Genomic DNA, 24593 nt, shown 5'->3' with positions numbered 1-24593 from the left:
GGTCAGCCCAGGTCGGTGTGCAGGCGGACCTGCTTGACGGTGACGCTGCCGTCGCCGGTCAGGTCGAGGGTGCGGTGGGCGCCGTCAGGAGCCCAGCCGGCCGCGGTCAGGAAGGTCCGGGTCGCGTCGTCGGTGGCGCCGAGCCAGGTCACGGCGCGGTTGAACCGGTCGGCCTTCAACGTGTCCACGCAGGCCTGCATCAGGCGCGAGCCGTGACCGTTGCCGCGCTGGTGCGGGTCGACGGTGAGGTCGGTGATCTCGCCGTCCGCGACCGGATCGCGGTCGGGGTCGGTGGCCGGCCCGGTGAGCGCGAACCCGGTGACCAGGTTCCGCTCCAGGGCGATCAGCACGCGGTTGCGGGCGTCGGCGGGCCGGGCCAGCGAGGCGCTCCAACCCTCGGCGATCGCCTCGGCATTCAGGCCCGCCAGCAGCTCGGCGGGCAGCAGGTCGGCGTAGGAGTCACGCCAGGCCCGGACCTGCACCGCGGCGATCGCGGGGGCGTCGTCGGACCAGGCAACGCGGCAGGAGACATCAGCACTCACCGGGCCATCCAACCAGGGTGCTCGACGCCGGTCGCGGATGTTTCACTTTGCACGGCGTACAACGATGAATCTGTAACACTTCTGGGTTACCCTCGGGGCGTGAGCACGTTCGAAGCACTGATCGCGGCACAGGACCGGGTCGAGCCCCGGGACGAGATGCCCGGGGACTACCGGGCCACTCTGGTGCGCCAGATCGCGCAGCACGCGCATTCCGAGATCATCGGCATGCAGCCGGAGGGCGACTGGATCACGCGAGCGCCGAGTCTGCGCCGCAAGGCGATCCTGCTGGCCAAGGTCCAGGACGAGGCCGGGCACGGGCTCTACCTCTACGCGGCCGCCGAGACCCTCGGCGTCGACCGGGACGACCTGCTCGAGGCGCTGCACACCGGACGGCAGAAGTACTCCTCGATCTTCAACTACCCCAGCCTGACCTGGGCCGACGTCGCTGCCATCGGCTGGCTCGTCGACGGCGCCGCGATCGTCAACCAGGTGCCGCTCGGGCGTTGCTCCTACGGCCCGTACGCGCGGGCGATGGTGCGCATCTGCAAGGAGGAGTCCTTCCACCAGCGCCAGGGCTTCGAGTCGCTGCTGACCATGAGCCGCGGGACGCCGGCCCAGCACGCGATGGCCCAGGACGCCGTCGACCGCTGGTGGTGGCCCTCGCTGATGATGTTCGGTCCACCCGACGCCGAGTCTCCGCACAGCGCACGGTCGACCGCCTGGGGCATCAAGCGGTTCTCCAACGACACCCTGCGGCAGCGTTTCGTCGACCTCGCGGTGCCGCAGGCCGAGGCACTCGGACTGACCCTTCCGGACCCGGACCTGCGCTGGGACGAGGAGCGGGGTTCCTGGGACTTCGGCACGATCGACTTCACCGAGCTCCGCGAGGTCGTCTCGGGCAACGGGCCGTGCAACGAGGTCCGCATCGGGCGCCGGGTGGCAGCTCACGAGGACGGCGCCTGGGTGCGCGAGGCAGCGGCGGCGTACGCGGCCAAGCAGGGCACGCGGGGTGCGGCATGAGCGACGGCAGCCTGCTCTGGGAAGTGTTCGTCCGGCCGCGTCGCGGGCTGGCGCACACGCACGTCGGCTCGATCCACGCCGCTGACGCCGAGCTCGCCCTGCGCAACGCGCGCGACGTCTACACCCGTCGCGGTGAAGGGGTTTCGATCTGGGTGGTGCCCTCAGGCGCGGTGACCGCCAGCAGCCCTGACGAGCAGGACTCGTTCTTCGAACCGGCCGGCGACAAGGTCTACCGGCACCCGACCTTCTACGAGGTTCCCGATGAGCTCCAGCTCTGAGGTCGACACCGGGATGGTGCTCGCCCTGGCCGACGATGCGCTGGTCGCCTCGCACCGGCTCTCGGAATGGATCGCTCGCGCGCCCTCGATCGAGGAGGACGTCGCCCTGGCGAACATCGCGCTGGACCTGCTCGGCCAGGCCCGGCTGCTCTACGCGCTGATCGGCGACGAGGACGAGCTGGCCTACCGTCGCCCGGCCGGGGCGTTCCGCAACGCCGTGATGCTCGAGCGACCGAACGGCGACTTCGGCGCGACCATCGCCCGGCTGTTGCTGCTCGCCGCCCACCAGCACGCGCTGTACTCCTCGCTGGCCGCGGCGGACGGCGACCTCGGGGCGATCGCCGCCAAGGCCGTCAAGGAGGTCAGCTACCACCGCGACCATGCTCGGGCCTGGACGGTGCGGCTGGGGGACGGGACCGAGGAGTCCCACCGCCGGATGCAGGACGGCCTGGACGCCGAGTGGGCGGTCTGGGGCGAGCTGGCGCCGACTCAGGAAGCCGTCGACTGGGCCACTGCGGTGATCACGCAGGCGACCCTGCGCGTTCCTGGTCCGGTGCTGGCCGTCGAGCGCCAGGAGCACACGGCGGACCTCGACGAGCTGCTGAGCACGATGCGCGAGGTCACCGCCGTTCACCCGGGGGCGACCTGGTGAGCGTGATGAGCACCCCCGTTGCCGATGAGCTGCGCCGCCGGATCGAGCAGGTCGCCGACCCCGAGCTGCCGGTGGTGACGATCGCCGACCTCGGCATCCTGCGCGAGATCACCGAGCACGACGGTGTCCTGCAGGTCACCATCACCCCGACGTACGCCGGGTGCCCGGCGATGGACGCCATCCGTGCCGACATCGCCGCGGCCGTCAGTCCGCACGAGGTCGTGGTGCACACGGTGCTCGCACCGGCGTGGTCGACCGACGACATCACCGAGACCGGCCGCCAGCGGCTGGCCGAGCACGGGGTGGCCCCGCCGGCTCCGGTTCGCGGAGGTCCGGTGGACCTGACGCTGGGCACGCGCCCGGTCACCCCGCGGTGCCCGCACTGCGGCTCGGGCGAGACCCGGGAGGCGAGCCCGTTCTCCTCCACCGCCTGCAAGGCCCTGTACGTCTGCGCGTCGTGCTGGGAGCCCTTCGACTACTTCAAGCCGCTGTGACCGCGCTCGAGACCGGGCGGACCGGTCACCTCGCCGGGCCCACCTTCCACCCGCTGCGGGTCGTGGAGATCGAGGAGCTGACCGACGACGCGGTCGCGCTGCGCTTCGAGGTGCCCGCGGAGCTCGCGGGGGAGTTCGCCTTCACCCCGGGCCAGCACGTCGCCGTCCGGGTGCCCGAGGACGAGGAGCGCCGGTCGTACTCGGTCTGCTCGGCGCCCGGCGCGCCGCTGCGGGTCGGCGTGCGACGCATCCCCGGTGGTGCGTTCTCGGGGGCCGTGCTCGACCGGCTGCGTCCGGGCGACGAGCTCGAGGTGATGACCCCGACCGGGCGGTTCGGAGCCGCACTGCCCGGTCTGCGCCGACCGGGGTTCGTCGCGGCCGGATCGGGCATCACGCCGATCCTGGCGATGGCCACCGCTGCTCTGACCGATCCCGCGGTCGAGCGCGTCAGCCTGGTCGACATCAACCGCAGCCAGCGCGACGTGATGTTCCTCGACGAGCTCGCCGACCTGAAGGACCGCTACCCCGAGCGGTTGCAGCTGGTGCACGTGCTCACCCGCGAGCCGCAGGAGAGCGAGCTGCTCTCCGTCCGTCCCGACGCCGACGGGATCACCCGGATCCGCACGGCGCTGCTCGGTGATGTCGACGGCTGGTTCCTCTGCGGGCCCCAGGGCATGGTGACCACGGTGCGCGACGCCCTGCTGGCGGACGGAATCGAGGGCGGGAGCATCCACACCGAGCTGTTCCATGCCGACGCGGCTCCGGCGCCGGATCTGCCGGCGGTTCCCGGCCTGGACTCGGTGGAGGTGGAGGCGCGCCTCGGCGGCCGCCGCTCGGCGTACCGGATGTCGGCCGGCGAGACCGTGCTGGATGCGCTGCTGCGCACCCGCGGCGATGCGCCGTACGCGTGCAAGGGCGGGGTGTGCGGGACGTGCCGGGCACGCGTCGTGGAGGGGTCGGTCGCCATGGCCGCGTCCTGGGCGCTGGAGCCGGACGAGATCGCCCGCGGTGACGTGCTCACCTGTCAGTCACGGCCGACCTCGGACCGGGTCGTCCTGGACTACGACGCCTAGCTAGCTGGCGTCCTCGAGGTCGGCGGCGCCGTCGTCGAGCACGTCGTCCTCGATCATGTCGATCGCCGCCTCGGCCCCGCAGAGCACCACGCCCGCCGCCATGCTGATCACGAAGGCGCCGATCGCGAACGGCCACCAGCCGTCGCGGACCTTGTCGTCGAAGAGCGCGATCCCCACCGTCGCCGGGAGGGCGGTGGCCAGCAGGATCTGCGGCGCCGTTGCCGCGGTCACCGAGGTGCGCTTCAGGGCGACCGAGTAGAGGACGAAGCCCAGCGAGCCGAAGAGCCCGATGCTGAGCGCCGTCGCCGCAGTGTCCGGCTCCCAGGAGAAGTCGACCAGGGCGCGGGTCGCGATCGGCGAGGTGCCGTAGGCGAACCCTGCCAGGATCGCCAGGGCGACGCCGCTCTGCCGGTGCTGCCAGCGCCAGGCCAGCCAGCCGAGCACGGCGGTGACCGCGAGCAGGCTGTAGAGCGCGACGGTGGTCCGGTCGGTGAAGTGGGACTGGCCGACCTTGCCGGCGGCGATCGCGAGGACGCCGAGGCCGACGACCATCCCGACCACCGCCAGCCAGTGCCCGCGGTGCAGCGGCTCGCCCATCACGAAGGAGGCGAGCACAGCGGTGACGACCAGCGAGGAGCCGACGCCGACCTGGGCCAGGTAGAGGGGGAGCTCGGAGATGGCCACGAAGTGCAGTGCCCAGCCGACCAGGTACGCCGCCAGGACGCCGAGCATCGGGACCGACCAGAACCCGTGCTTGCGGATGACGGAGGCCTGGATGGCGGCGATCGAGCCGAACATCGCCGCGGCCAGCAGGGCCGATGCCATTCCCAGAAGCACAGCCGGAGTCTGTCACGGGCGACAAGTGGTGTCAGACGCCCGCGGTTCGGAGGCACTGCCGGGGGTGGTGCGCAGGTAGGTTGGCTCCATGCAGAGCTACCTCGACCTCGTGCAGAGGATCTTGGACGAAGGCGTCGAGAAGTCCGACCGAACCGGCACCGGCACGCTGTCGGTCTTCGGGCACCAGATGCGGTTCGACCTGGAGGCCGGGTTCCCCCTGGTGACCACCAAGAAGATCCACACCCGCTCGGTGTTCGCCGAGCTGCTCTGGTTCCTGCGTGGCGACACGAACGTGAAGTGGCTCCAGGACCGGGGCGTGACCATCTGGGACGAGTGGGCTGACGAGAACGGCGACCTCGGACCGGTCTACGGCTACCAGTGGCGGTCCTGGCCGACCCCGGACGGTCACCACGTCGACCAGATCAAGCAGGTCGTCGAGCAGATCCGCAGCAACCCCGACTCGCGCCGGCACATCGTCTCGGCGTGGAACGTCGCCGACATCCCGCAGATGGCGCTGGCGCCGTGCCACACCATGTTCCAGTTCTACGTCGCGGACGGGAAGCTCTCCTGCCAGCTGTACCAGCGCTCGGCGGACGTCTTCCTCGGGGTGCCGTTCAACATCGCGTCGTACGCGTTGCTGACGCACATGGTCGCCCAGGTCACCGGCCTCGGTGTCGGTGACTTCGTGCACACCCTGGGCGACGCCCACCTCTACACCAACCACCTCGAGCAGGCCCGGCTCCAGCTGACCCGCGACCCGCGGCCGCTGCCGACCCTGCACCTGGACCGGTCGGTCACCGAGCTCGACGCGTTCGACCTCGAGCACATCGAGATCAGCGGCTACGACCCGCACCCCGGGATCAAGGCGCCGATCGCGGTATGAGCCTGACGCTCGTTGCCGCTGTCGCGGACAACGGCGTCATCGGCGCCGACGGCGACATCCCCTGGCGGATCAGCGAGGACTTCGCCCACTTCAAGGCACTGACCATGGGCGGCGTCCTGATCATGGGCCGGGCGACCTTCGAGTCGATCGGCCGGCCGCTGCCCGGCCGGACCACGATCGTGCTGACCCGCGACCCGTCCTGGCCGCCGGGCGAGGGCTTCGCCGGCGTCCTGGTCGCACCGGGAATGGACCAGGCCCTCGACCTCGCCGCTGACCTGCCTGGTGAGGTCTTCGTGGTCGGAGGCTCCAGCGTGTACGCCGCGGCGCTGCCGCACGCCACCCACCAGGTGCTTACTGAGGTGCACCTCGCGCCCGTGGGGGACACCCGGTACCCGGCCTTCGACCGGTCGGCGTGGACCGAGGTACGCCGGGAGCCGCACCTGGATGCGGACATCCCGTACGAATTCGTCTGGTGGGAGCGGGCCTGACCGGTCCAGGTGAGGAGGCGGCTGGCCTAGACCCGTGAATTCGATGCTCGCCAGTCTCCGAAACGCGGCCATCTGATGGATCGGTCCGGGTCCTCTTCTCCCTCCCAGGAGGCCGTCATGGCCGCTCGTCGATTCCTGCTCGCCGCACTCAGTGCCGTCCTGGTGCTGCTGGCATCCATCCTCACCACGCCGCCGTCGTTCGCGGCCTCGCAGGACGGGATCCTGCTCATCAAGGGCCCGGGCAGCGTTTACAGCGGCCCGTCGGCGTACGTCTCCGAGAACGTGGCCGCTGGTTCCGTCGACCAGTTCGAGCTGCTGGTGAAGAACCGCGGCACCAGCCTCGCGCAGTACAACATCAAGATCCTCACGGAGGGGCTGCACGCCACCGTCGACCTGTACACCGGGTCGGTCCTGCTCTCGCCGCTGCCGCTGACCGACGACGGGTACTACACCGCGCCGATCCAGCCGGGGAAGACCCAGCCGCTGACGTTGAAGGTGAAGATCCCGGCCGGGAGTCCGCAGGGCAAGACCGTGGTCTCGTTCGGTCTCTTCTCGACCGACGGCAACTACCTGGCTGACGCCTACGCGGAGACAGACGTGAAGGCGCCGACGTACGGGACCTTCGCCTACGACGTCTACGCGAAGCAGGGCGGCCAGAACTACACCGGCGGGTCGATCGACCAGCAGGCGATGACCTCGCCGGCGATCGCGTACAACGCCACCGCGACGTTCAGCGTGAAGCTCCAGAACGACGGAGGGTCACCGAGCGCCATCGTCGGACGGTTGGAGAACTCCGAGTACCTGCAGTGCTCGACGGTGACGGTCAAGGACGGTGCCGTCGACGTGACCCGTGCCGTCATCGCCGGCACCTACACGACCCCGGTGCTGGCGGTGCACGCGTCGAAGACCTTGACGGTGAGCTTCAAGCGGACCGTGTCGCTCTGCTACCAGTCGGTCGACTTCGCGCAGTTCGACGGGCAGAGCCCGAGCAACCAGTTCGCCTGGCGCAACGTGAACCTGATCGTGCCCTACCCGGAGCACCCCTAGCCGAGACCCCCGGTGGCGATCTCCTCGAAGGTCGCCATCGGGGCGTCGAACTCCGAGTCCGGGATCGGCCAGTGCAGCACGATCTCGTCGAACCCGAGCGCGAGGTGGCGCCCGGCGTAGTCGGCGAACCGCTCGGTCGACTCCAGAAACGCGTTCGCCTCGGGCGTGAACCCGGTGAGCAGCACCTTGCGGATGCTCGCCGGGTCGCGGCCGATGGCGCCGCAGGCATCCTCGAGCCGGGCGATCTGGCCCGCGATCGCGGCGTCGGACTCCGCCGGCGTACCGGTCTCGAACAGGGACGGGTCACCGGTGCTCACCCAGGCCTGGCCATGCCGCGCTGTCAGCGCAAGGCCGCGCGGACCGAAGGCGGCGATGGCAAACGGAATGCGTGGTTGCTGCACGCAGCCCGGGATGTTGCGCGCTTCGTTCGCTGAGTAGAACTGACCGCTGCTGGTGACGTCCGGCTCGGTGAGCAACCGGTCGAGCAGGTTGACGAACTCGGCGAACCGGTCAGCGCGTTCCCGCGGGCTCCACGGCTCGTGGCCGAGCACGGTCGCGTCGAACCCGATGGTGCCCGCGCCGATCCCGAGCGTGACCCGGCCGCCGGAGATGTCGTCGAGGCTGATCAGGTCCTTGGCCAGCGTGACCGGGTGCCGGAAGTTCGGGTTGGTGACCAGGGTGCCGAGACGGATCCGTTCGGTCGCGCCCGCTGCCGCGGTGAGGGTCGGCCAGGCGCCGAACCAGGGGCCGTCGCGGAACGACCGCCAGGACAGGTGGTCGTAGGTGTACGCCGCGGCGAAGCCGAGCTCCTCGGCGCGCTGCCAGCTCGCGCGGGCGCCGCCCTCCCAGGTCTGATAGGGGAGGATGCAGGTGCTCAGGACCTGACCGTTCGGCTGGTTCATGCCCGAAGGCTACGTCGACGCCGTCCAGCGCTGGCACCATGACGGCCATGTCCCGCAACGCCGACTACGTCCCGGCCGAGGAGAGTCCTCTGCGCCGGGCCCTCCTCGTGGTCCTGCCGGTGCTGATCGCCGTCATCGTGGTCGGCATGACACCCGTGTTCGATCGGACGACCGTCACCGACAAGTCCGACCAGAAGGCCGTCGCACTCGGCCTGCCGTGGCCCTGGCTGCACCAGGACCAGACGCGGCTCGAGCCGGTCTTCCCGATCCGCGTCGGGCTCGACGCGGTCCAGGAGAGCCCCGTGACCATCCAGTGGCCGGGGCTGGCCGCCGACCTCGGCGCCGTGCTGGCCGTCGAGCTGCTGGTGATCGGCGGTGTGGTGCTGGTGCGCCGACGCCGCGAGCGCGACGTCTTCGGCTGACCGATCAGGCCTGGGAGGCGGCCAGCTTCAGCAGCTTGATCGTCATGGCCTTCACGGCGCTGGCGCTCATCCCGGCGCTCTGGGTGAGGTTGATGCTGATGATCCGGTTGCCGACCCGGACGGCGCCTGCGCCCTGGACCGCGGGCTCGCCGAACGCAGTGCCGGTCACGACGAACGCGGCGTCGCCGATCCCGGACAGGTCGTGGGGGTCGCCCTCGACCGAGGAGGTCGCCTCGGTCTTCGCGCCGTCCATGCCTCCGGGGGTCTTGGCCAGGGACTTCTCGACGAACGTCGCGGACGGCGCCTTCGCCGATGCCTGGGTGAAGCCGCAGCCACCGCCCGGAAGTGCTGCTCCCTTCACGGTCCCGCCGACCACGGCGCCGACCTCGCCGGCCGAGAGGTCGCCGCAGATGCCCCCGCCGGCGGTGGCCGGGGTGTCGTCGTCCTCGCCGTCACCGTCGCCCTCGGTCTGGGTCGGCGTGCTCTTCGGCGTCGGCGTCGAGGTCTTCGTCGGGCCGGAGTGCGGAGTGCTGTGCCCGGTGGCCGTGGTGCCCGTCGTCGGCGGCTCGTCGGCGGTGGGTTCCTGGGTGGAGCCGCAGCCGGTCAGCGTCAAGGTGGCCGCGGCGGTCAGGGCGACGGCGGCGGAGGTCGAGCGCAGGCGCATGGTCACGACCCTAGGCCGCGCGCCCGCGCCGACGGCCCGTGCCGCGCCGGTGGCCGGGACGCCCGTTCGCCCCGTCCGCCGCGCCACCGGGGCCGTCAGCGCACTAACCTAGGCGGCATGAGTCTTCCTGCAGCACCCCTCGGTCGCGTGCTCACCGCCATGGTGACGCCCTTCAAGGACGACGGGTCGGTCGACCTCGACGGCGTCGCCCGGGTGGCGACGCACCTGGTCGAGAACGGGAACGACGGCATCGTGGTCAGCGGCACCACCGGCGAGGCCCCGACCACCTCGGTCGCCGAGGACGGCGAGATCCTGCGTGCGGTGATCGACGCGGTGGGGGACCGGGCCACGATCGTGGCCGGCATCGGCACCAACCACACCGAGCACTCGATCGAGCTCAACGAGCAGGCACAGAAGGCCGGCGCCGACGGCGTGCTGCTGGTCTCGCCGTACTACAACAAGCCGACCCAGGCAGGCATCGCGGCGCACTTCGAGGCCGTCGCGGCCGCCAGCGACCTGCCGATCATGCTCTACGACATCCCCGGTCGCACCGGCGTGACGATCGCCCCGGAGACCTACGCGCGGGTCGCCAGCAACGAGAAGTTCGTCGCGGTCAAGGACGCCGTCGGTGACCTGTTCCGCGGCGCCCGGATCATGGCTGACACCGGCTTGGCCTTCTACTCCGGCGACGACGTGCTCAACCTCGGCTGGCTGACCCATGGCGGCTGCGGCGTCGTCTCGGTCGTCGCCCACGTCGCGGGCCGGCAGTACGCCGAGATGGTCTCGGCCGTCGACCATGGCGACCTGCCCACCGCGCTCGCGATCTACAACGACCTGCTGCCGGTGGTCGACGCGATCATGAACCACGCTCCGGGCGTGATGACCGCGAAGGCCGCGCTGCAGCTGATGGGGGTGCTGGAGAACCGCACCGTCCGGCTGCCCCTGGTCGAGGCCGACAACGACCAGGTCGGCATGGTCCACGAGGCCCTCGCGAACGCCGGACTGCTGCCCGAGTCCGAGGCATGAGCCACCCGCACCCCGAGCTGGGGGTCCCCGGCCCGCTCGCGGCCGGCGGTCTGCGCGTCACCGCGCTCGGCGGGCTCGGCGAGGTCGGGCGCAACATGACCGTCTTCGAGTACGACGGACGCCTGCTGATCGTCGATTGCGGGGTGCTCTTCCCCGAGGAGAACCACCCGGGCGTGGACCTGATCCTGCCGGACTTCGCCTCGATCCGGGACCGGCTCGACGACGTCGAGGCACTGGTGCTCACGCACGGTCACGAGGACCACATCGGCGCGACGCCGTACCTGCTGCGCGAGCGCGAGGACATCCCGCTGGTCGGCTCGCAGCTGACCCTGGCATTGCTCGACTCCAAGCTCCGCGAGCACCGGCTCAAGAACACGGTGAAGTCGATCGTCTCCGAGGGCGACCGGATCTCCTTCGGACCGTTCGACCTCGAGTTCGTCGCGGTGAACCACTCGATCCCGGACGCCCTCGCGGTCGCGATCCGGACCGGCGCCGGCCTGGCGCTGCACACCGGCGACTTCAAGATGGACCAGCTCCCGCTTGATGGCCGGATCACCGACCTGCGCGCGTTCGCACGCCTGGGGGAGGAGGGCGTCGACCTCTTCCTGACCGACTCGACCAACGCCGAGGTGCCCGGGTTCACCACCCACGAGAAGGACATCTCCCCGGTGCTGGACCGGGTCTTCCACCAGAGCAGCCAGCGGATCGTCGTGGCGTGCTTCGCCTCGCACGTGCACCGCGTGCAGCAGATCATGGACGCCGCGGCCGAGCACGGCCGGAAGGTCGCCTACGTCGGTCGCTCGATGGTCCGCAACATGGCCATCGCCAAGGAGCTCGGCTACCTCAACGTGCCACCGGGCCTCCTGGTCGACGCCAAGGAGCTGGCCGACATGCCCCCGGAGAAGATCGTGATGGTCTCCACCGGGTCCCAGGGTGAGCCGATGTCCGCGCTGTCGCGGATCGCCCAGCGCAACCACAACTTCGTGCACATCGAGGAGGGCGACACCGTCATCCTCGCCAGCAGCCTGATCCCGGGCAACGAGAACTCGGTGTACCGGGTGATCAACGGTCTCACCCGCTGGGGCGCGCGCGTGGTGCACAAGGGCAACGCCCTGGTCCACGTCAGCGGTCACGCGAGCGCCGGTGAGCTGCTCTACTGCTACAACATCGTCCGCCCGCGCAACGTGATGCCGGTGCACGGCGAGATCCGGCACATGAAGGCGAACGCCGACCTGGCGATCGCCGCGGGCGTCGCCTCCGACCGGGTGGTCATCGCCGAGGACGGCGTGGTCGTCGACCTCGTCGGCGGCAAGGCCGCGGTCGCCGGCAAGGTCGAGTGCGGCTACGTCTTCGTCGACGGCACCTCGGTCGGCGACATCACCGAGTCCAGCCTCAAGGACCGCCGGATCCTCGGCGAGGAGGGCTTCGTCTCGGTGATCGTGGTGATCGACTCCCAGTCCGGCAAGGTGCTCTCCGGTCCGGAGATCCACGCGCGCGGGTTCGCGGAGGAGGACAACGCCTTCGAGGAGATCAAGCAGCCGATCATCGACGCGCTCACCAAGGCGGTCACCGAGGGCGCCGACGACCCGTACCAGCTGCAGCAGACCATCCGCCGGGTGATCGGTCGCTGGGTGAGCAATACCCACCGCCGGCGCCCGATGATCATCCCCGTGGTGCTGGAGGCCTGAGGTGCCCATCGAAGAGTCGGAGTTCGTCAGCTACCAGCAGTGGGGGCTGGACTTCTTCGCCGAGGCCGTCAGCCAGTCGCGCATCCTCGGCGCGGTCAACAACATCGCCGGCCAGCCGATCAACTTCGGGCCGATGGGCGTGGGCCCGGGCAAGATCGCCAAGGTCAAGGCGTACGGCGAGATCGGTGCTGCCACCGCGCACCCGGTCGACGGGCCGCAGATCAGCTACCACGTCGAGCTCCCCGTCTCGCTGACCTTCGAGGTGGACCTCCAGGTCGAGACGCACGTCTTCCACGCCGAGCTGCTGGTGCCGCTCACCCTGACGGCGCGCGCCCTGGACCAGGTCAAGATCTTCATCACCATCGACCCGCCCCGGGCCTCGGACATCCAGGTCAAGGTCCAGGCCGAGGGCATCCGTGCCTCGATCATGCAGCGGGTGGTCAACGTCGAGGGTGAGCTGCGTCGGTTCGTGGCCAAGTACGTCGCCCGGGAGACCTCCAAGCCGCACATCGAGGAGGCCCGGCTCATCGACGTCTCGGCCGCCATCGACCGGGCCTGGGGCTCGATCGCGCCGAAGCCGAGCAAGACGAAGGTCACCGACGACTTCAACGAAGCCCTCGAGCAGGAGATCCGCGAGAACGAGGACACCTTCCTCGAGATGTAGCCGGATCAGGCGGTCTCGAAATTCTTTTCGGGATTTCTGTATCAATCCGGACTGCTCGGTGCTCCTACGGGCATGACGACCTTGCACCTGTACGCCGAAGCAGCGATCCGGCGCGATCTCGCGCGCGCCCGAGCCCTGCTCATCTCCCGGGTTCGGATGTCCACGGAACGCCGTCGCGCCGTCACCGACCACCTGACCTGGCTCGCCAGCCTCGTCCGTCCCGGCACCGACCGGATCAGCCCCGCCTCCGCAGCCATGCGCGAGGCCGCGGTCGCCTTCGGCAAGGACGGGCTCGGTCACGAGCGCGAGCTGCTGATCGAGGCGATCGACATCCTGGTCGACACCACCGCGACCTGGCCGACCCGCTGGACCGCGGAGGACGTGCCGCGGGTGGCGTGCGGCAACCTGCCCTGGGTGCTCGATGGCATCCCGCTGCGCGGCGGCCCGGGCCTGGTGCTACCCAGCCCTCCTGACCCTGAGGTAGCCCGGACCCGGGCCGCGCTCTACCGGCGCAAGCGTGCCCAGCTCTGGGGCCCCGTGGCCCTGACGCCGTCCCGGATCCTCGAAGCCGCCGCGGCCGGTTGAAAGCCGGCCGGGCTCAGCCCATCCGGACCGGGTGGTTGTGGGTCGGAGCCGGCAGGTCCGGATCCGCGACCTCGCCCGGAGCGGTGACCATGCCCCAGCAGAACAGCGCTCCGTCGGTGCGGATGCCGCACGCCGAGTCGTAGCCGGCGTCCACGACCGCCCACGTCGTCCAGCTGCCGACCTGGAGCGGGGTGTGCGAGGTCGCTGGGCTGTAGGAGCCGGTGCCGAGCTTGCCGTACTCGTTCGAGCCCCAGCACCACGCGGTGCCGTCCGAGCGCACGCCGCAGGAGAACTGGTACCCGGCGCTGGCGTTGCGCCAGGAGCCGGCGGCCACGTGCTGAGGGGTGTCGCTCGTCGGTCCGGGGCCGGACTGGCCGTAGGTGCTGTCGCCCCAGCACCACAGCGACTTCGCGGTGTGGAGGCCACACGACTGTCCGTAACCGGACTCCAGCGACGCCCACCTGGACGAGTCCAGCACGTACGGCGACGGTTCCAGCGAGCTGTTCTCGTGGAAGCACCAGAGCAGGTCCCCGAGCCGGATCCCGCATCCCTGGGCGTCGCCACGCGGTCCGGACGCGACCCGCAGCCAGTTCGCGTAGGCGACCGGGTACGGCGTCCAGGTGTCGGTGCCGTCGGCTCCGTGCCAGCCCTTGCCCCAGCAGAGCGCCACCTGGCCGGTGGTGCGACCGCAGCCGCCGTAGCTGCCGGGCGTCACCTCGGCCCAGTCGTGGCGCGTGCCCATCTGGGTGAAGTGGTAGGCGTCCCGCCCCGGGCCGGCGATCGCACCGCCGTCCTCGTTGTGGCCGGTGCACCACATCGTGCGGTCGGTGCGCACCCCGCAGGTGTTGAACCAGCCGGCCTTCACCCACAACCAGGAGCTGGTCCCGATCCGGCGCAGGGAGGGCACCTCCTTCGTGGTGCCGAGTCCCAGCTGGCCGTCGAAGTTCGAGCCGAAGCACCACAGGGTGTGGTCGTACTTGAGCGCGCAGGTGTGCCCCGGCCCGCTGGTCACGCTGGAGAAGCCCGGCTTGACCCCGACCACCCGGACGACCTTGCTCGTGCCGGCGGCCCTCGTCGAGCTCGCGGCCTTGGTCACGCGGAACGCCGTCGACCCCAGGGGGACGGCCTTCCTGAAGGAGTAGTGCGAGGTGCTGCTCAGCTTCGCGGACGCGACCGAGGTCCAGCGGCCGGCGTACTGCTGCAGCACCACGGTGTGCCCGGCCGCCGACGGGCCGACCGACCCGGAGATCGTGACCGGCGTCCCGCGCACCACGAGGGTCTTCGAGGCAGCGGTCCAGACCTGGTACGCGGAAGCACCGGACGCAGGTCCCGGGGCGCCGGTGAGGAGGAGTGCGACCACGAGGGCGAGGACGGTGCCGACGGCGCCGCTCCGGACCGAGAACTGGGGTGCGGGCATGACGGCAGTTTCGCACCCGCGAAACGGTCGGGTCGGCCGTTTCCCCAGGTCGATCTGAGAGAAATTCGTAAGGACTCGGAGGTTCCCGGTTCGCGCGACGAGGAGCAGAGTGGCCCCATGGACGTTGGAGAGGTCTACCTCGAGGCTCTCGGCCGGGTCACCGAGCAGGTACCGCAGATCGTCGACGGGCTCGGGATCGACGACCTGGCGTGGCGCCCCGACCCCGGGGCCAACTCGATCGCGTGGCTGCTCTGGCACCTGACCCGGGTCGCGGACGAGTACAGCGCGGTCTACGCAGGCACCGAGGCCCGCTGGGTCGCCGGGGGCTGGTACGACCGCTTCGGGCTCCCGTTCGGCCCCGAGGCGCACGGCTACGGGCAGACCGCCGAGGAGGTGGCCCAGGTCCGGGTCGCGGGGGACCTGCTGGCGGGCTACTACGCGGAGGTCGAGCCGGTGCTGACGGGCTACCTCGGCACGCTCGGGCCGGCCGCCCTCGACGAGGTGGTGGACGCCGACTACGACCCGCCGGTCACCCTCGGGGTGCGGATGGTCAGCATCGTCGACGACATGGTCCAGCACGTCGCCCAGGCGGCGTACCTGCGCGGGATCCTCGACCGCCGCTGATCCCCGCGCGACGGGCTCGCCTGACAACCCGGGCGGAACGGGGCACTTGTCCGGATTTCGCTGGTGCGAAAAACACGGCGTGGGACACGTGGGACACGTGTGGCTGGCGGGTACATTGCGACCATGGCGACCCGTACGTCTTCCCCGCCGGCGTCGCGCAGTAGGAGCACCGCTACCAAGGGTGCTTCGACTTCGCGGTCCCGGCCGTCCGGCAGCCAGAGCAAGCGCAAGCCGCCTGCGAAGAAGAGCGCCTCGAAGAACCGGCGCCCGGCTCCGCGAGCGGTCCGCAACGGCCCTGGTCCCGTTTCGCGTACCTTCTCCGGCCTCGGCCACGGCGTCTCCGCCGTCTGGCTCGGTGTGGCCGGCGGTATCGGCTCCGGCGCGCGCCGGATCGGTCAGGGCGCTCGCGACCTCGAGCCGGAGCACCGGCGCGACGGCGCTGGACTGTTCCTGATCGCTCTCTCGGTCGTCGTCGCCGCCGCCGTCTGGTGGCAGGTCCCCGGGGGGATCTTCGACGCCACCCGCGCGGTCGTCGCCGGCTCGGTCGGGCTGCTTGCCTGGTTCGTGCCGCTGATGCTCGTCTACATCTCCTGGCGCAACCTGCGCGACCCCGACGCCAACGGCCCGGCGGGCCGTCAGGTCGTCGGCTGGGCGGCGCTGCTGTTCGGCGTCCTGGGCATCGTCCAGATCGCCAACGGTTCGCCCGAGCCGAAGCTCGGTGACACCAGCGACCTCCAGAAGGCGGGCGGCGCGATCGGCTTCGTGGTCGCCAAGCTGCTCGGCGACCTCCTGCACACCGGCTACGTGGTGGTCCCGTTGCTGGTGCTGCTCAGCGTCTTCGGTGTCCTGGTGGTCACCGCGACCCCCGTCTACCAGGTTCCCGTCCGGCTGCGGTACCTGCGCGACCGGATCCTCGGCCGGGTTGTCGAGGAAGAGGCCGAGGACACCGAGGACACCGCTCCTGTCGCCAAGGGCCGACGCCGCTCGCGCGTCGGGGTCTTCGCCGACGACGTCGACCCGGACATGGGGGACGCCGCCTACGACACCCCGATCCTGGAAGACCGGGAGGTGAAGAAGCGCGGCAAGAAGGCCGACCTCGAGATCGAGGAGCCGAAGGCCGACCTCGAGCCGCCGCCGCACACCCCGCTCCCGGTCCGGGTGGAGCAGCTCAGCCTGTCCGGCGACATCACCTACACGCTGCCGGAGAGCACCATCCTCAAGGAGGGCAGCGCGCACAAGGCGCGCACCCCCGCCTCGGACAGTGTCGTCGAGCGCCTGCAGGCGGTCTTCGAGGAGTTCGACATCGATGCCCAGGTCACCGGGTACACCCGAGGTCCGACGGTGACGCGCTACGTGGTCGAGGTCGGTTCGGGCGTCAAGGTCGAGAAGATCATGAACATCCAGAAGAACATCGCCTACGCGGTGGCTTCGGCGGACGTCCGGATCCTCTCGCCGATCCCCGGCAAGTCAGCGGTGGGTGTCGAGATCCCGAACACCGACAAGGAGATCGTCTCCCTCGGTGACGTGCTGCGCTCGAACACCGCGCGCAACGACCACCACCCGATGGTGGCCGGCCTGGGCAAGGACGTGGAGGGCGGCTTCGTCGTCGCGAACCTGGCGAAGATGCCGCACCTGCTGGTGGCCGGTGCCACCGGCTCCGGCAAGTCGAGCTTCATCAACTCGATGATCACCTCGATCCTGATGCGCTCGACCCCGGACGAGGTCCGGATGATCATGGTCGACCCCAAGCGGGTCGAGCTGAACGCCTACGAGGGCATCCCGCACCTGATCACGCCCATCATCACCAACCCGAAGAAGGCGGCCGAGGCGCTTCAGTGGGTCGTGCGCGAGATGGACATGCGCTACGACGACCTGGCCAACTTCGGCTTCCGACACATCGACGACTTCAACAAGGCCGTCCGGGCCGGCAAGGTGACTGTCCCGGCCGGGAGCGAGCGGGTGCTGGCGCCGTACCCGTACCTGCTGGTGGTCGTCGACGAGCTCGCCGACCTGATGATGATCGCCCCGCGCGACGTCGAGGACTCGGTCGTCCGGATCACCCAGCTCGCGCGTGCCGCCGGCATCCACCTGGTGCTGGCGACCCAGCGTCCGTCGGTCGACGTGGTCACCGGCCTGATCAAGGCGAACGTGCCCTCGCGGCTCGCGTTCGCCACCTCGAGCCTGGCCGACAGCCGGGTCATCCTGGACCAGCCGGGTGCCGAGAAGCTGGTCGGCCAGGGCGACGGACTGTTCCTGCCGATGGGCGCCTCCAAGCCGGTGCGCGTCCAGGGCAGCTGGGTCACCGAGGCGGAGATCCACCAGGTCGTGAAGAAGTGCAAGGACCAGCTCCAGCCGACGTACCGCGAGGACGTCACCGCGCCGGCCGCGGCCAAGCGCGAGCTGGACGACGACATCGGCGACGACCTGGACCTGGTGGTCCAGGCGATCGAGCTGGTCGTGTCCACCCAGTTCGGCTCGACCTCGATGCTGCAGCGCAAGCTGCGGGTCGGCTTCGCCAAGGCCGGGCGACTGATGGACATCATGGAGAGCAGGGGAGTGGTCGGCCCCAGCGAGGGTTCGAAGGCACGCGACGTGCTGATCAAGCCTGATGACCTCGACGCGGTCATCGCGACACTCCAGGGGGAGATGTGAGCACCACGACGCACGCACGCTCGCACAGGAATTCGCACAGCAACGCGCACTTCGACGCCGACGACCACGACGTGGTGTCGCTGCGCCGCAACGTCCTGCTCAGCGGGGTCGTGGGCGGGCTGGCGATGCTGCTCGGACTGGCCTACCTGATCCGCGGCTCCTCGCCGTTCGACGTGATCATCGGGCTGCTGATGGTCCTGGTCGCGGGCTGGCACCTGCCGGCCCTGGCCGCAGCCCGGCTTCCCGTGGTGGTCGCGGACGACCAGGGTCTGCGACTGCGGATCGGCTACACCTGGCGCGGGCTCCCGTGGTCCGCGGTGCGTCAGGTCGTCGTCGAGTACGCCGAGTCGCCACTGCGCGACGGGCGGATGGTCGTGGTGCTGCGGGACCCGTCCCGACTGCTCGACGGACTCGGCTCGGTGGCGCAGGCGCACCTGCGCTGGAACGAGCTCTGGTACGGCGCCCAGCTGGCCTTCCCGCTCGGGATGGCGACCGTCACCGACAGCACCGACCTCGCCGCCGACCTGGAGCTGCACGCCGCCGGGCGCACCGAGGTGGTCAGCCTGCGCGGACGCGACCTCTCGAACCTGGACGAGCCGCCGGTCCAGGAGCGGCCCGAGCCGCTGGTGGCGCCGACCTGGGTCCCGGACGCGATCACGTTCACCGCGCCGCCGCAGGACGGCTGGGACGAGCCCGAGGTCGTCACCGGTGAGGTCGTGGAGCCCGAGGACCTGGCCGAGCCTGACCCGGAGCCCCAGCTCGAGCTGGTCGAGCCGGAGATCGTCGAGCCGGAGATCGTCGAGCCGGAGATGGAGGTCGAGGAGCTCCCGCCGCCGCCGGAGGAGCCGCTCCTGCCCGAGCCCGTCGCACCGCTGCGGGACCTGTACCGCCCGACCCGGGTGGACGTCCGGATCGAGGCTCCGGTCGTGGAGATCACTCCCGAGGCCGTCCCCGACGTTCCCGAGCAGCGTTCCGCGATGGACGCCCCGCTCGAGGAGTTCCCGGTCGACATCGAGGTGCTGATCGACGACTTCGCCGACCCGGTCGTGCCGGCACTGGTGCCGGTGATCGGCCCGAAGGTCCTGCACGCCCGCGAGATGCTCGACATGAGCATCGAGGAGCTGAGCCAGCGCACCCGGATCCGTCCGCACGTGCTCGAGGCGATCGAGGTCGACGACTTCGGTCCGTGCGGTGGCGACTTCTACGCCCGCGGCCACCTGACCGCGATCTCGCGCGTGCTGGGACTGACCCTGGACCCGCTGATGAAGACCTACGACGAGCGCTACGCCCAGGCGCCGATCAACGCCCGCCGCGTCTTCGAGGCCGAGCTGTCCTCGGGTCTGTCGGGAGGCATGCGGGCCACGCTCGGCGGACCTCGCTGGAGCCTGCTGATCGGCTCGGTGCTGTGCCTGACCATGGTCTGGGGACTGGCCCGCCTGTTCGCCGGTGACCCGGAGCACCTGACCGCCGCACCGGACGGCAGCAGCCAGACCGCGGGTCTCGCGGCCAACCAGAAGCCGATCACGTCGCCGCTGATGAAGACGACCGAGATGACGGTCTCCGCCGCGCACGCACCGGCCCACGTGGTGGTCCGCGACCGTACCCACAAGGTGCTGTGGTCCGGGGACCTCGGGCTCGGAAAGGCACGCAAGATCGTCGGTCTCGCCCCGTTCAAGGTGACCGCCGACAACGCGGGAGCCGTGGAGATCACCGTCCGGGGCAAGGCGCGGGGCACCGTCGGCACGGCAGGGGTCAAGGGCTCCAAGTCGTTCGGTTAGGACCAGCCCGCCCCGGACCGGCATACTTCTGTCGGATATGACTGAGCCCCACACTGTCGCCCTGGTGACCCTCGGCTGCGCCCGCAACGAGGTCGACTCCGAGGAGCTCGCCGGACAGCTCGAGGCCGGCGGATTCCTGCTCGTGGAGGACCCGTCGGACGCCGAGACGGTGGTGGTCAACACCTGCGGCTTCGTCGAGGCCGCCAAGAAGGACTCGGTCGACACGCTGCTGGCCGCCGCCGACCTGAAGGACTCCGGGCAGGCCAAGTCCGTGGTCGCGGTCGGCTGCCTCGCCGAGCGGTACGGCGCCGAGCTGGCCGACTCGCTGCCCGAGGCGGACGCGGTCCTGGGCTTCGACGCCTACCCGGACATCGCCGATCGGCTGCGCTCGATCCTGGCCGGCGACCAGCAGCACCCGCACACCCCGTCCGACCGTCGCAAGCTGCTCCCGATCACGCCCACCGAGCGGGTCGAGGTCGACGTCGTCGTCCCCGGCCACAGCTTCGAGGTCGCGACCGTGGACGAGATCGGGACCGGTGCCCCGCAGACCGGTCCGCGCGCGGTCCGGCGACGCCTCGACGGCGGCCCGATGGCGCCGCTCAAGCTCGCGTCCGGGTGCGACCGGCGCTGCTCGTTCTGCGCGATCCCGAGCTTCCGCGGCTCCTTCGTCTCGCGCCGACCCGCCGATGTGCTGGCCGAGGCGCGCTGGCTCGGCGAGCAGGGCGTCAGGGAGCTGTTCCTGGTCTCGGAGAACTCCACGTCCTACGGCAAGGACCTCGGCGACATCCGCCTGCTGGAGACGATGCTTCCGGAGATCGCGGCCGTCGACGGTGTCGAGCGGGTGCGGGTCTCCTACCTGCAGCCTGCCGAGACCCGTCCCGGGTTGGTCGCGGCGATCGCGACGACGCCGGGAGTGGCGGACTACTTCGACCTGTCCTTCCAGCACGCCTCGCCGACCGTGCTGCGGGCCATGCGACGCTTCGGAGATCCGGAGTCGTTCGGAAACCTGCTGGCCGAGGTCCGCAAGCACGCGCCGCTGGCCGGCGTTCGGTCGAACTTCATCGTGGGCTTCCCGGGCGAGACCGAGGCGGACTTCGAGACCCTCTGCGACTTCGTCACCGAGGCGCGGCTCGACGCGATCGGCGTGTTCGGCTACTCCGACGAGGACGGCACTGAGGCCGAGACCTACGACGGGAAGCTGGACGAGGACGCGATCGCCGAGCGGGTCGAGCACCTGCGGGCCCTGACCGACGAGCTCACCGCCCAGCGCGCCGAGGAGCGGATCGGGGAGCGTGTCGTCGTCCTGGTCGAGGCCCTCGAGGACGAGGACGGAACCGGAAATCTGCTGGCCGAAGGACGCGCCGCGTGCCAGGGTCCGGAGGTCGACGGGTCCACCACGCTGACCGGGCTGTCCGTCGACGTGCGGGTGGGTGACATGATCGAGGCGGTCGTTACCGCCACCGAGGGTGTCGACCTGGTCGCCGAGCCGGTCTGAGGCCAGGCAGGTCGACCGCGGACGCACCGCGCGAGGAGAGGGAGGGGAGCACGATGGCAGAGACGCAGTCGAACTGGAACGTGCCGAACGCCCTGACCACTCTGCGCATCGTGATGGTCCCGTTCTTCGGCTGGGCGCTGCTCCACGAGGGCGGCGACAGCGCCGGGTGGCGGTGGGTCGCCTACGTGCTGTTCGCGCTCGCGATGATCACCGACAAGATCGACGGTGACCTGGCCCGCAAGCACAACCTGATCACCAACTTCGGCAAGATCGCCGACCCGATCGCCGACAAGGCGATCACCGGGATGGCCTTCGTCGGCCTCTCGATCATCTACCCGGTGATGTGGTGGATCACCGTCCCGGTGCTGATCCGGGAGTGGGGGATCACCGTCGCGCGGCTCTCCATCGCCAAGCAGGTCGTGATGGCCGCGAACCAGAGCGGCAAGGTGAAGACCATGGCGCAGGCCCTCGCTCTCGGCGGCCTGATCGCGCCCTTCCACTACCTCTCGGGCGGGTGGGACGTGCCGGGCGAGATCGTCTGGTGGCTCGCGATCGTGCTGCTCGCCGTTGCGGTCGTGCTCACGATGACCTCGGGCGCGGAGTTCGTCCGCGACGTCGTCCGCTACCGGCGTACGGCCAGCGACCAGCCGGCCTGAGCGCCCTCGAACGGGTCAGCGGTTGTAGCGGTCGTGCCGGTCCTGGCGCTCGCGCTCGGCCACGGCCCGGTAGTGCAGCAGGATCGTGTCGAACTCCACCGGGTTCACGTTCGCCGCGGTGAGCACGATCTCGCGGTGGTGCACCGACTCCAGCACCACCTTCCAGGAGCTGCTGCCCGGCGTCCCCGTCACCTCGACCCGGGTGGCCGGGTCAGCCAGGTTGAAGACGCTGAGCTCGTTGCCCTCGCGCACCTTGAGCGTGGAGCTCTTCAGGTCGACGGTCGTCAGCGCCGACGACATCAGGGCGCCGCGGAAGATCACCGCGATGACGGCGCACCCGACGAGCGCGCCGACGGCGATGACGGACTGGGCGACGATCGCGAAGACGAGCGAGGCCACGGCTCCGAGGAGCGCGAGGCTCAGGAGCGCTCCGACGAAGAACCGCGGCTTGCGGTGCTCGACCCAGTGCGCGGCGTCCGGGACCGAGTCGGCGATCGGGGTCGGGGCGTACACGTGCAGCTGGTCGTGCACCGGCTCCGGCTGGACCGGGACCTGCGGCGGCACGTACTCCCGCTGGCTCGGACCGAGCCAGGAAGGAGTGTCGAAGTGCGAAGGGGGATCCAGGTGGGCGCGCGCCTCGGCACGGCGCTGCTCGGCCCAGTCCTCGCGTGAAACCTGCTCGGCGGTCGTGGTGTCGGCCTCGAGAGGCGCGCCGTTCTGGTCGCCCATGTCCATCTCGCCCATGGATCCTCCGAATTCTCCGGGGTTGTACCGCTCCAGTGTCGGCCGGGCCGCCCCGAAACCCCTAAGGTCCGGCGCGGTTCCGGAACGATGGTCCAGACCGGTCTCAACGGTGAACTAGACCGCCGTGCAGCGCACACTAGCCGACCCGGGCCTTAGGTCCCGGGTGTCTCGTTCCGCGGGGCGCTCAGGTCTCGCGCAGCCCGGATCAGGGTGAGGTGGGTGAACGCCTGGGGGAAATTGCCGGCCATCCGCCCGTTCACCGGGTCGTACTCCTCGCTGAACAGACCGACATCGTTTCCCAGCGCGAGCAGCCGGTCCATCAACGCGCGGGCGTCGTGGTGGCGCCCGGCCCGGGCGTAGGCCGAGACGAGCCAGAACGAGCAGGCCAGGAACGGGTGCTCGTCGCCCGGCAGGCCGTCCACCCCCGAACTGGTCCGGTAGCGCAGCAGCAGACCGTCGCGGAGCAGGTCCTCCTCGACCGCCGCCACGGTGCCGAGCATGCGCGGGTCGTCCCCGGCGACGAAGCCCACCTGCCCGAGCAGCAGCAAGGAGGCGTCGACCTCGCGGGTCGCGTAGTGCTGGGTGAAGGTGTTCCGATCCGGGTCGTAGCCGCGCTCGTGCACCTCGGCGGCGATCCGGTCCCGCACGGCCCGCCAGTGCTCGACAGGCCCGTCGAGCCCGTGCTCCTCGACCCCGCGCACCATCCGGTCGAAGGCGACCCACATCATCACCTTGCTGTGGGTGAAGTGCTGCTGCGGGCCGCGGATCTCCCAGATGCCGTGGTCAGGCTGGTCCCAGGTCTCGCCGAGCGAGGCCAGCAGCGCGCACTGCAGGCTCCAGGAGACGCTGTTCTCCTCCAGGCCGGCACCGCGCGCGGCCGACAGGGCGCCGAGAACCTCTCCGAGGACGTCGCTCTGACGCTGGCCGACGGCGGCGTTGCCGATCCGTACCGGCCTCGAACCGGCGTACCCGGCCAGGTTCGGCAGCTCGACCTCGGGCAGGTGCCGGCTCCCGTCGACGGCGTACATGATCTGCAGGTCCTCCGGGTCCCCGGCGATCGCGCGGAGCAACCAGTCGCGCCAGGGTCCGGCCGTGTCGGGGTGGCCGCTGCCGACCATCGCCTCGACGGTCAACGAGGCGTCGCGCAACCAGGAGTAGCGGTAGTCCCAGTTCCGTGATCCGCCGAAGTCCTCGGGCAGCGATGTCGTGGCCGCGGCCACGATGCCCCCGGTGTCCTCGTGGGTCAGCGACCGCAGGGTGAGCAGGCTGCGGTCGACGGCCTCGGTGTAAGCGCCGTTCGAGCGTGCCCGCAGCCAGTCGCGGTCGACCGCCAGCGTGTGCTCGATCCGCTCGTCCACATCGACGGGCGGCGGCACCTCGCGGTGCGACGGCACCCAGGTCAGCGTGAAGTCGAGGACCTCGCCCTCACCGACCTCGAACTCGTCCTCGTGGCGGCCGTCAGCGGCCGCGGGCAGCCGGGGCCCGGTGAGCACGAGCTTGTCCGGCCCGGCGACCGCGATCAGCACCTCGTCACCACCCGGGCCGATCTCGCGGTGCACCCAGGGCCGGATCTCGCCGTAGTCGAAGCGGATCACGAGGTCGTGCGCGAGGCGCACCGTGCCGCGCACGCCCGTGACGCGGCGGATCAGGTCCGCGCGCCGGTCGCCGATCGGCATCAGGTCGATGACCCGAGCCTCGCCGGTCTCCGTCGTGATCGTCGTCTCCAGCACGTTCGACCCCGGCAGGTAGCGCCGCGAGGCCTGGTGCTCACCGGCGGCGCCGATCCGCCACCGGGAGCCGTCGGCGTCGCCGAGCAACGCGGTGAAGCAGGACGGTGAGTCGAAGCGCGGTAGGCACAACCAGTCCACCGAGCCGTCGATCCCGACCAGGGCCACGGTGTGCTGGTCGCCGATCGCTGCGTACTCCTCGATGCCCAGCGCCATGCTGTCGAGGTTAGCCAGA

General features: G+C 70.6%; 25 protein-coding genes. 18 read left to right on the top strand and 7 right to left on the bottom strand.

Annotation, left to right across the window (positions count from 1 at the left end; translation table 11 throughout):
• Positions 1-2: 2 nt before the first annotated feature.
• Positions 3-542 carry a GNAT family N-acetyltransferase gene (locus EFL95_RS12600; protein ID WP_246004929.1) on the bottom strand — a complete coding sequence of 180 codons (540 nt, stop codon included), beginning with the start codon at positions 540-542 and terminating at the stop codon, positions 3-5.
• Positions 543-641: 99 nt separating this feature from the next.
• Between EFL95_RS12600 and paaA the strand changes: the two genes are divergently transcribed.
• Genes paaA through EFL95_RS12575 form a run of 5 tightly spaced genes read left to right on the top strand, consistent with a single transcriptional unit; the run spans position 642 to position 4059 of the window.
• Positions 642-1562: a 1,2-phenylacetyl-CoA epoxidase subunit PaaA gene (paaA, locus tag EFL95_RS12595; protein ID WP_246004928.1), complete on the top strand. Its 921-nt coding sequence runs from the start codon at positions 642-644 to the stop codon at positions 1560-1562.
• Positions 1559-1840 (top strand): 1,2-phenylacetyl-CoA epoxidase subunit PaaB, encoded by a 282-nt coding sequence (gene paaB, locus EFL95_RS12590; RefSeq protein WP_123234289.1) that lies wholly within the window; start codon positions 1559-1561, stop codon positions 1838-1840. The genes paaA and paaB overlap by 4 nt, the downstream gene beginning before the upstream one ends.
• The gene (gene paaC / locus EFL95_RS12585) at positions 1824-2492 is read left to right on the top strand and encodes a 1,2-phenylacetyl-CoA epoxidase subunit PaaC (protein ID WP_123234288.1); all 669 of its coding nucleotides are present in this window, start codon (positions 1824-1826) and stop codon (positions 2490-2492) included. Before paaB ends, paaC begins: the two co-directional genes overlap by 17 nt.
• 5 nt (positions 2493-2497) lie before the next feature.
• On the top strand, positions 2498-2986 hold the full coding sequence (gene paaD / locus EFL95_RS12580; RefSeq protein WP_123234287.1) for a 1,2-phenylacetyl-CoA epoxidase subunit PaaD: 489 nt from the start codon (positions 2498-2500) through the stop codon (positions 2984-2986).
• On the top strand, positions 2983-4059 hold the full coding sequence (locus EFL95_RS12575; protein WP_123234286.1) for a 2Fe-2S iron-sulfur cluster-binding protein: 1077 nt from the start codon (positions 2983-2985) through the stop codon (positions 4057-4059). Before paaD ends, EFL95_RS12575 begins: the two co-directional genes overlap by 4 nt.
• On the opposite strand, the gene EFL95_RS12570 is transcribed toward EFL95_RS12575, so the two are convergent.
• Positions 4060-4896 (bottom strand): hypothetical protein, encoded by an 837-nt coding sequence (locus tag EFL95_RS12570; RefSeq protein WP_148045042.1) that lies wholly within the window; start codon positions 4894-4896, stop codon positions 4060-4062.
• Positions 4897-4984: 88 nt separating this feature from the next.
• Between EFL95_RS12570 and EFL95_RS12565 the strand changes: the two genes are divergently transcribed.
• The 3 genes from EFL95_RS12565 to EFL95_RS12555 all read left to right on the top strand — a co-directional run bounded on the left by EFL95_RS12565 (position 4985) and on the right by EFL95_RS12555 (position 7314).
• On the top strand, positions 4985-5779 hold the full coding sequence (locus tag EFL95_RS12565) for a thymidylate synthase (protein WP_123234284.1): 795 nt from the start codon (positions 4985-4987) through the stop codon (positions 5777-5779).
• Entirely contained in the window at positions 5776-6267 is a 492-nt protein-coding gene (locus EFL95_RS12560; RefSeq protein ID WP_123234283.1) for a dihydrofolate reductase, read from the top strand. The genes EFL95_RS12565 and EFL95_RS12560 overlap by 4 nt, the downstream gene beginning before the upstream one ends.
• A gap of 117 nt (positions 6268-6384) precedes the next feature.
• The gene (locus EFL95_RS12555) at positions 6385-7314 is read left to right on the top strand and encodes an ML domain-containing protein (RefSeq protein ID WP_123234282.1); all 930 of its coding nucleotides are present in this window, start codon (positions 6385-6387) and stop codon (positions 7312-7314) included.
• On the opposite strand, the gene EFL95_RS12550 is transcribed toward EFL95_RS12555, so the two are convergent.
• Positions 7311-8216 (bottom strand): LLM class flavin-dependent oxidoreductase, encoded by a 906-nt coding sequence (locus EFL95_RS12550; RefSeq protein WP_123234281.1) that lies wholly within the window; start codon positions 8214-8216, stop codon positions 7311-7313. The genes EFL95_RS12555 and EFL95_RS12550 overlap by 4 nt on opposite strands.
• Positions 8217-8263: 47 nt before the next feature.
• Between EFL95_RS12550 and EFL95_RS12545 the strand changes: the two genes are divergently transcribed.
• Complete coding sequence (locus tag EFL95_RS12545; protein ID WP_123234280.1) at positions 8264-8638, top strand: hypothetical protein; 375 nt, start codon at positions 8264-8266, stop codon at positions 8636-8638.
• 4 nt (positions 8639-8642) lie between these two features.
• Here the strand turns inward: EFL95_RS12545 and EFL95_RS19245 are convergent, their stop codons facing one another.
• On the bottom strand, positions 8643-9302 hold the full coding sequence (locus EFL95_RS19245; RefSeq protein WP_148045041.1) for a hypothetical protein: 660 nt from the start codon (positions 9300-9302) through the stop codon (positions 8643-8645).
• 117 nt (positions 9303-9419) lie between these two features.
• Between EFL95_RS19245 and dapA the strand changes: the two genes are divergently transcribed.
• From dapA to EFL95_RS12520, 4 genes are all read left to right on the top strand, one after another.
• Positions 9420-10328 carry a 4-hydroxy-tetrahydrodipicolinate synthase gene (gene dapA, locus EFL95_RS12535; RefSeq protein WP_123234278.1) on the top strand — a complete coding sequence of 303 codons (909 nt, stop codon included), beginning with the start codon at positions 9420-9422 and terminating at the stop codon, positions 10326-10328.
• Positions 10325-12016 (top strand): ribonuclease J, encoded by a 1692-nt coding sequence (locus EFL95_RS12530; protein ID WP_123234277.1) that lies wholly within the window; start codon positions 10325-10327, stop codon positions 12014-12016. Before dapA ends, EFL95_RS12530 begins: the two co-directional genes overlap by 4 nt.
• Before the next feature lies 1 nt (position 12017).
• A complete protein-coding gene (locus EFL95_RS12525; RefSeq protein WP_123234276.1) occupies positions 12018-12680 on the top strand; it encodes a hypothetical protein in 663 nt (220 codons plus the stop codon).
• A 72-nt stretch (positions 12681-12752) separates the two neighbouring features.
• Positions 12753-13265 carry a hypothetical protein gene (locus EFL95_RS12520; protein WP_123234275.1) on the top strand — a complete coding sequence of 171 codons (513 nt, stop codon included), beginning with the start codon at positions 12753-12755 and terminating at the stop codon, positions 13263-13265.
• Between the two features lie 13 nt (positions 13266-13278).
• Here the strand turns inward: EFL95_RS12520 and EFL95_RS12515 are convergent, their stop codons facing one another.
• Positions 13279-14682, bottom strand: coding sequence for an RCC1 domain-containing protein (locus tag EFL95_RS12515; protein ID WP_123234274.1), 1404 nt, complete (start codon positions 14680-14682; stop codon positions 13279-13281).
• Between the two features lie 117 nt (positions 14683-14799).
• On the opposite strand from EFL95_RS12515, the gene EFL95_RS12510 reads away from it, so the two are divergent.
• The 5 genes from EFL95_RS12510 (at position 14800) to pgsA (ending at position 21887) form a co-directional block, all read left to right on the top strand.
• Positions 14800-15306, top strand: a complete 507-nt coding sequence (locus EFL95_RS12510) for a mycothiol transferase (RefSeq protein WP_123234273.1) — start codon at positions 14800-14802, stop codon at positions 15304-15306.
• A 123-nt stretch (positions 15307-15429) separates the two neighbouring features.
• Complete coding sequence (locus tag EFL95_RS12505; protein WP_123234272.1) at positions 15430-17958, top strand: FtsK/SpoIIIE family DNA translocase; 2529 nt, start codon at positions 15430-15432, stop codon at positions 17956-17958.
• Positions 17955-19736: a RodZ domain-containing protein gene (locus EFL95_RS12500; protein ID WP_123234271.1), complete on the top strand. Its 1782-nt coding sequence runs from the start codon at positions 17955-17957 to the stop codon at positions 19734-19736. Before EFL95_RS12505 ends, EFL95_RS12500 begins: the two co-directional genes overlap by 4 nt.
• Before the next feature lie 37 nt (positions 19737-19773).
• Positions 19774-21231, top strand: coding sequence for a 30S ribosomal protein S12 methylthiotransferase RimO (rimO, locus tag EFL95_RS12495; RefSeq protein ID WP_123234270.1), 1458 nt, complete (start codon positions 19774-19776; stop codon positions 21229-21231).
• Between the two features lie 53 nt (positions 21232-21284).
• Positions 21285-21887, top strand: coding sequence for a CDP-diacylglycerol--glycerol-3-phosphate 3-phosphatidyltransferase (gene pgsA / locus EFL95_RS12490; protein WP_123234269.1), 603 nt, complete (start codon positions 21285-21287; stop codon positions 21885-21887).
• Positions 21888-21902: 15 nt separating this feature from the next.
• Here pgsA and EFL95_RS12485 read toward each other — a convergent pair whose 3' ends face one another.
• Positions 21903-22631 (bottom strand): hypothetical protein, encoded by a 729-nt coding sequence (locus EFL95_RS12485; protein ID WP_123234268.1) that lies wholly within the window; start codon positions 22629-22631, stop codon positions 21903-21905.
• A 152-nt stretch (positions 22632-22783) separates the two neighbouring features.
• Positions 22784-24574: a glycoside hydrolase family 15 protein gene (locus EFL95_RS12480; RefSeq protein ID WP_123234267.1), complete on the bottom strand. Its 1791-nt coding sequence runs from the start codon at positions 24572-24574 to the stop codon at positions 22784-22786.
• Positions 24575-24593: the final 19 nt, after the last annotated feature.

Origin of the sequence: Nocardioides marmorisolisilvae, from assembly GCF_003725775.1 — a bacterium.
In the GTDB taxonomy this organism is placed as follows: Bacteria; Actinomycetota; Actinomycetes; order Propionibacteriales; family Nocardioidaceae; genus Marmoricola; species Marmoricola marmorisolisilvae.
The sequence above is the reverse complement of the archived record's forward strand: the minus strand, read 5'-3'. Positions and strand labels throughout refer to the sequence as shown.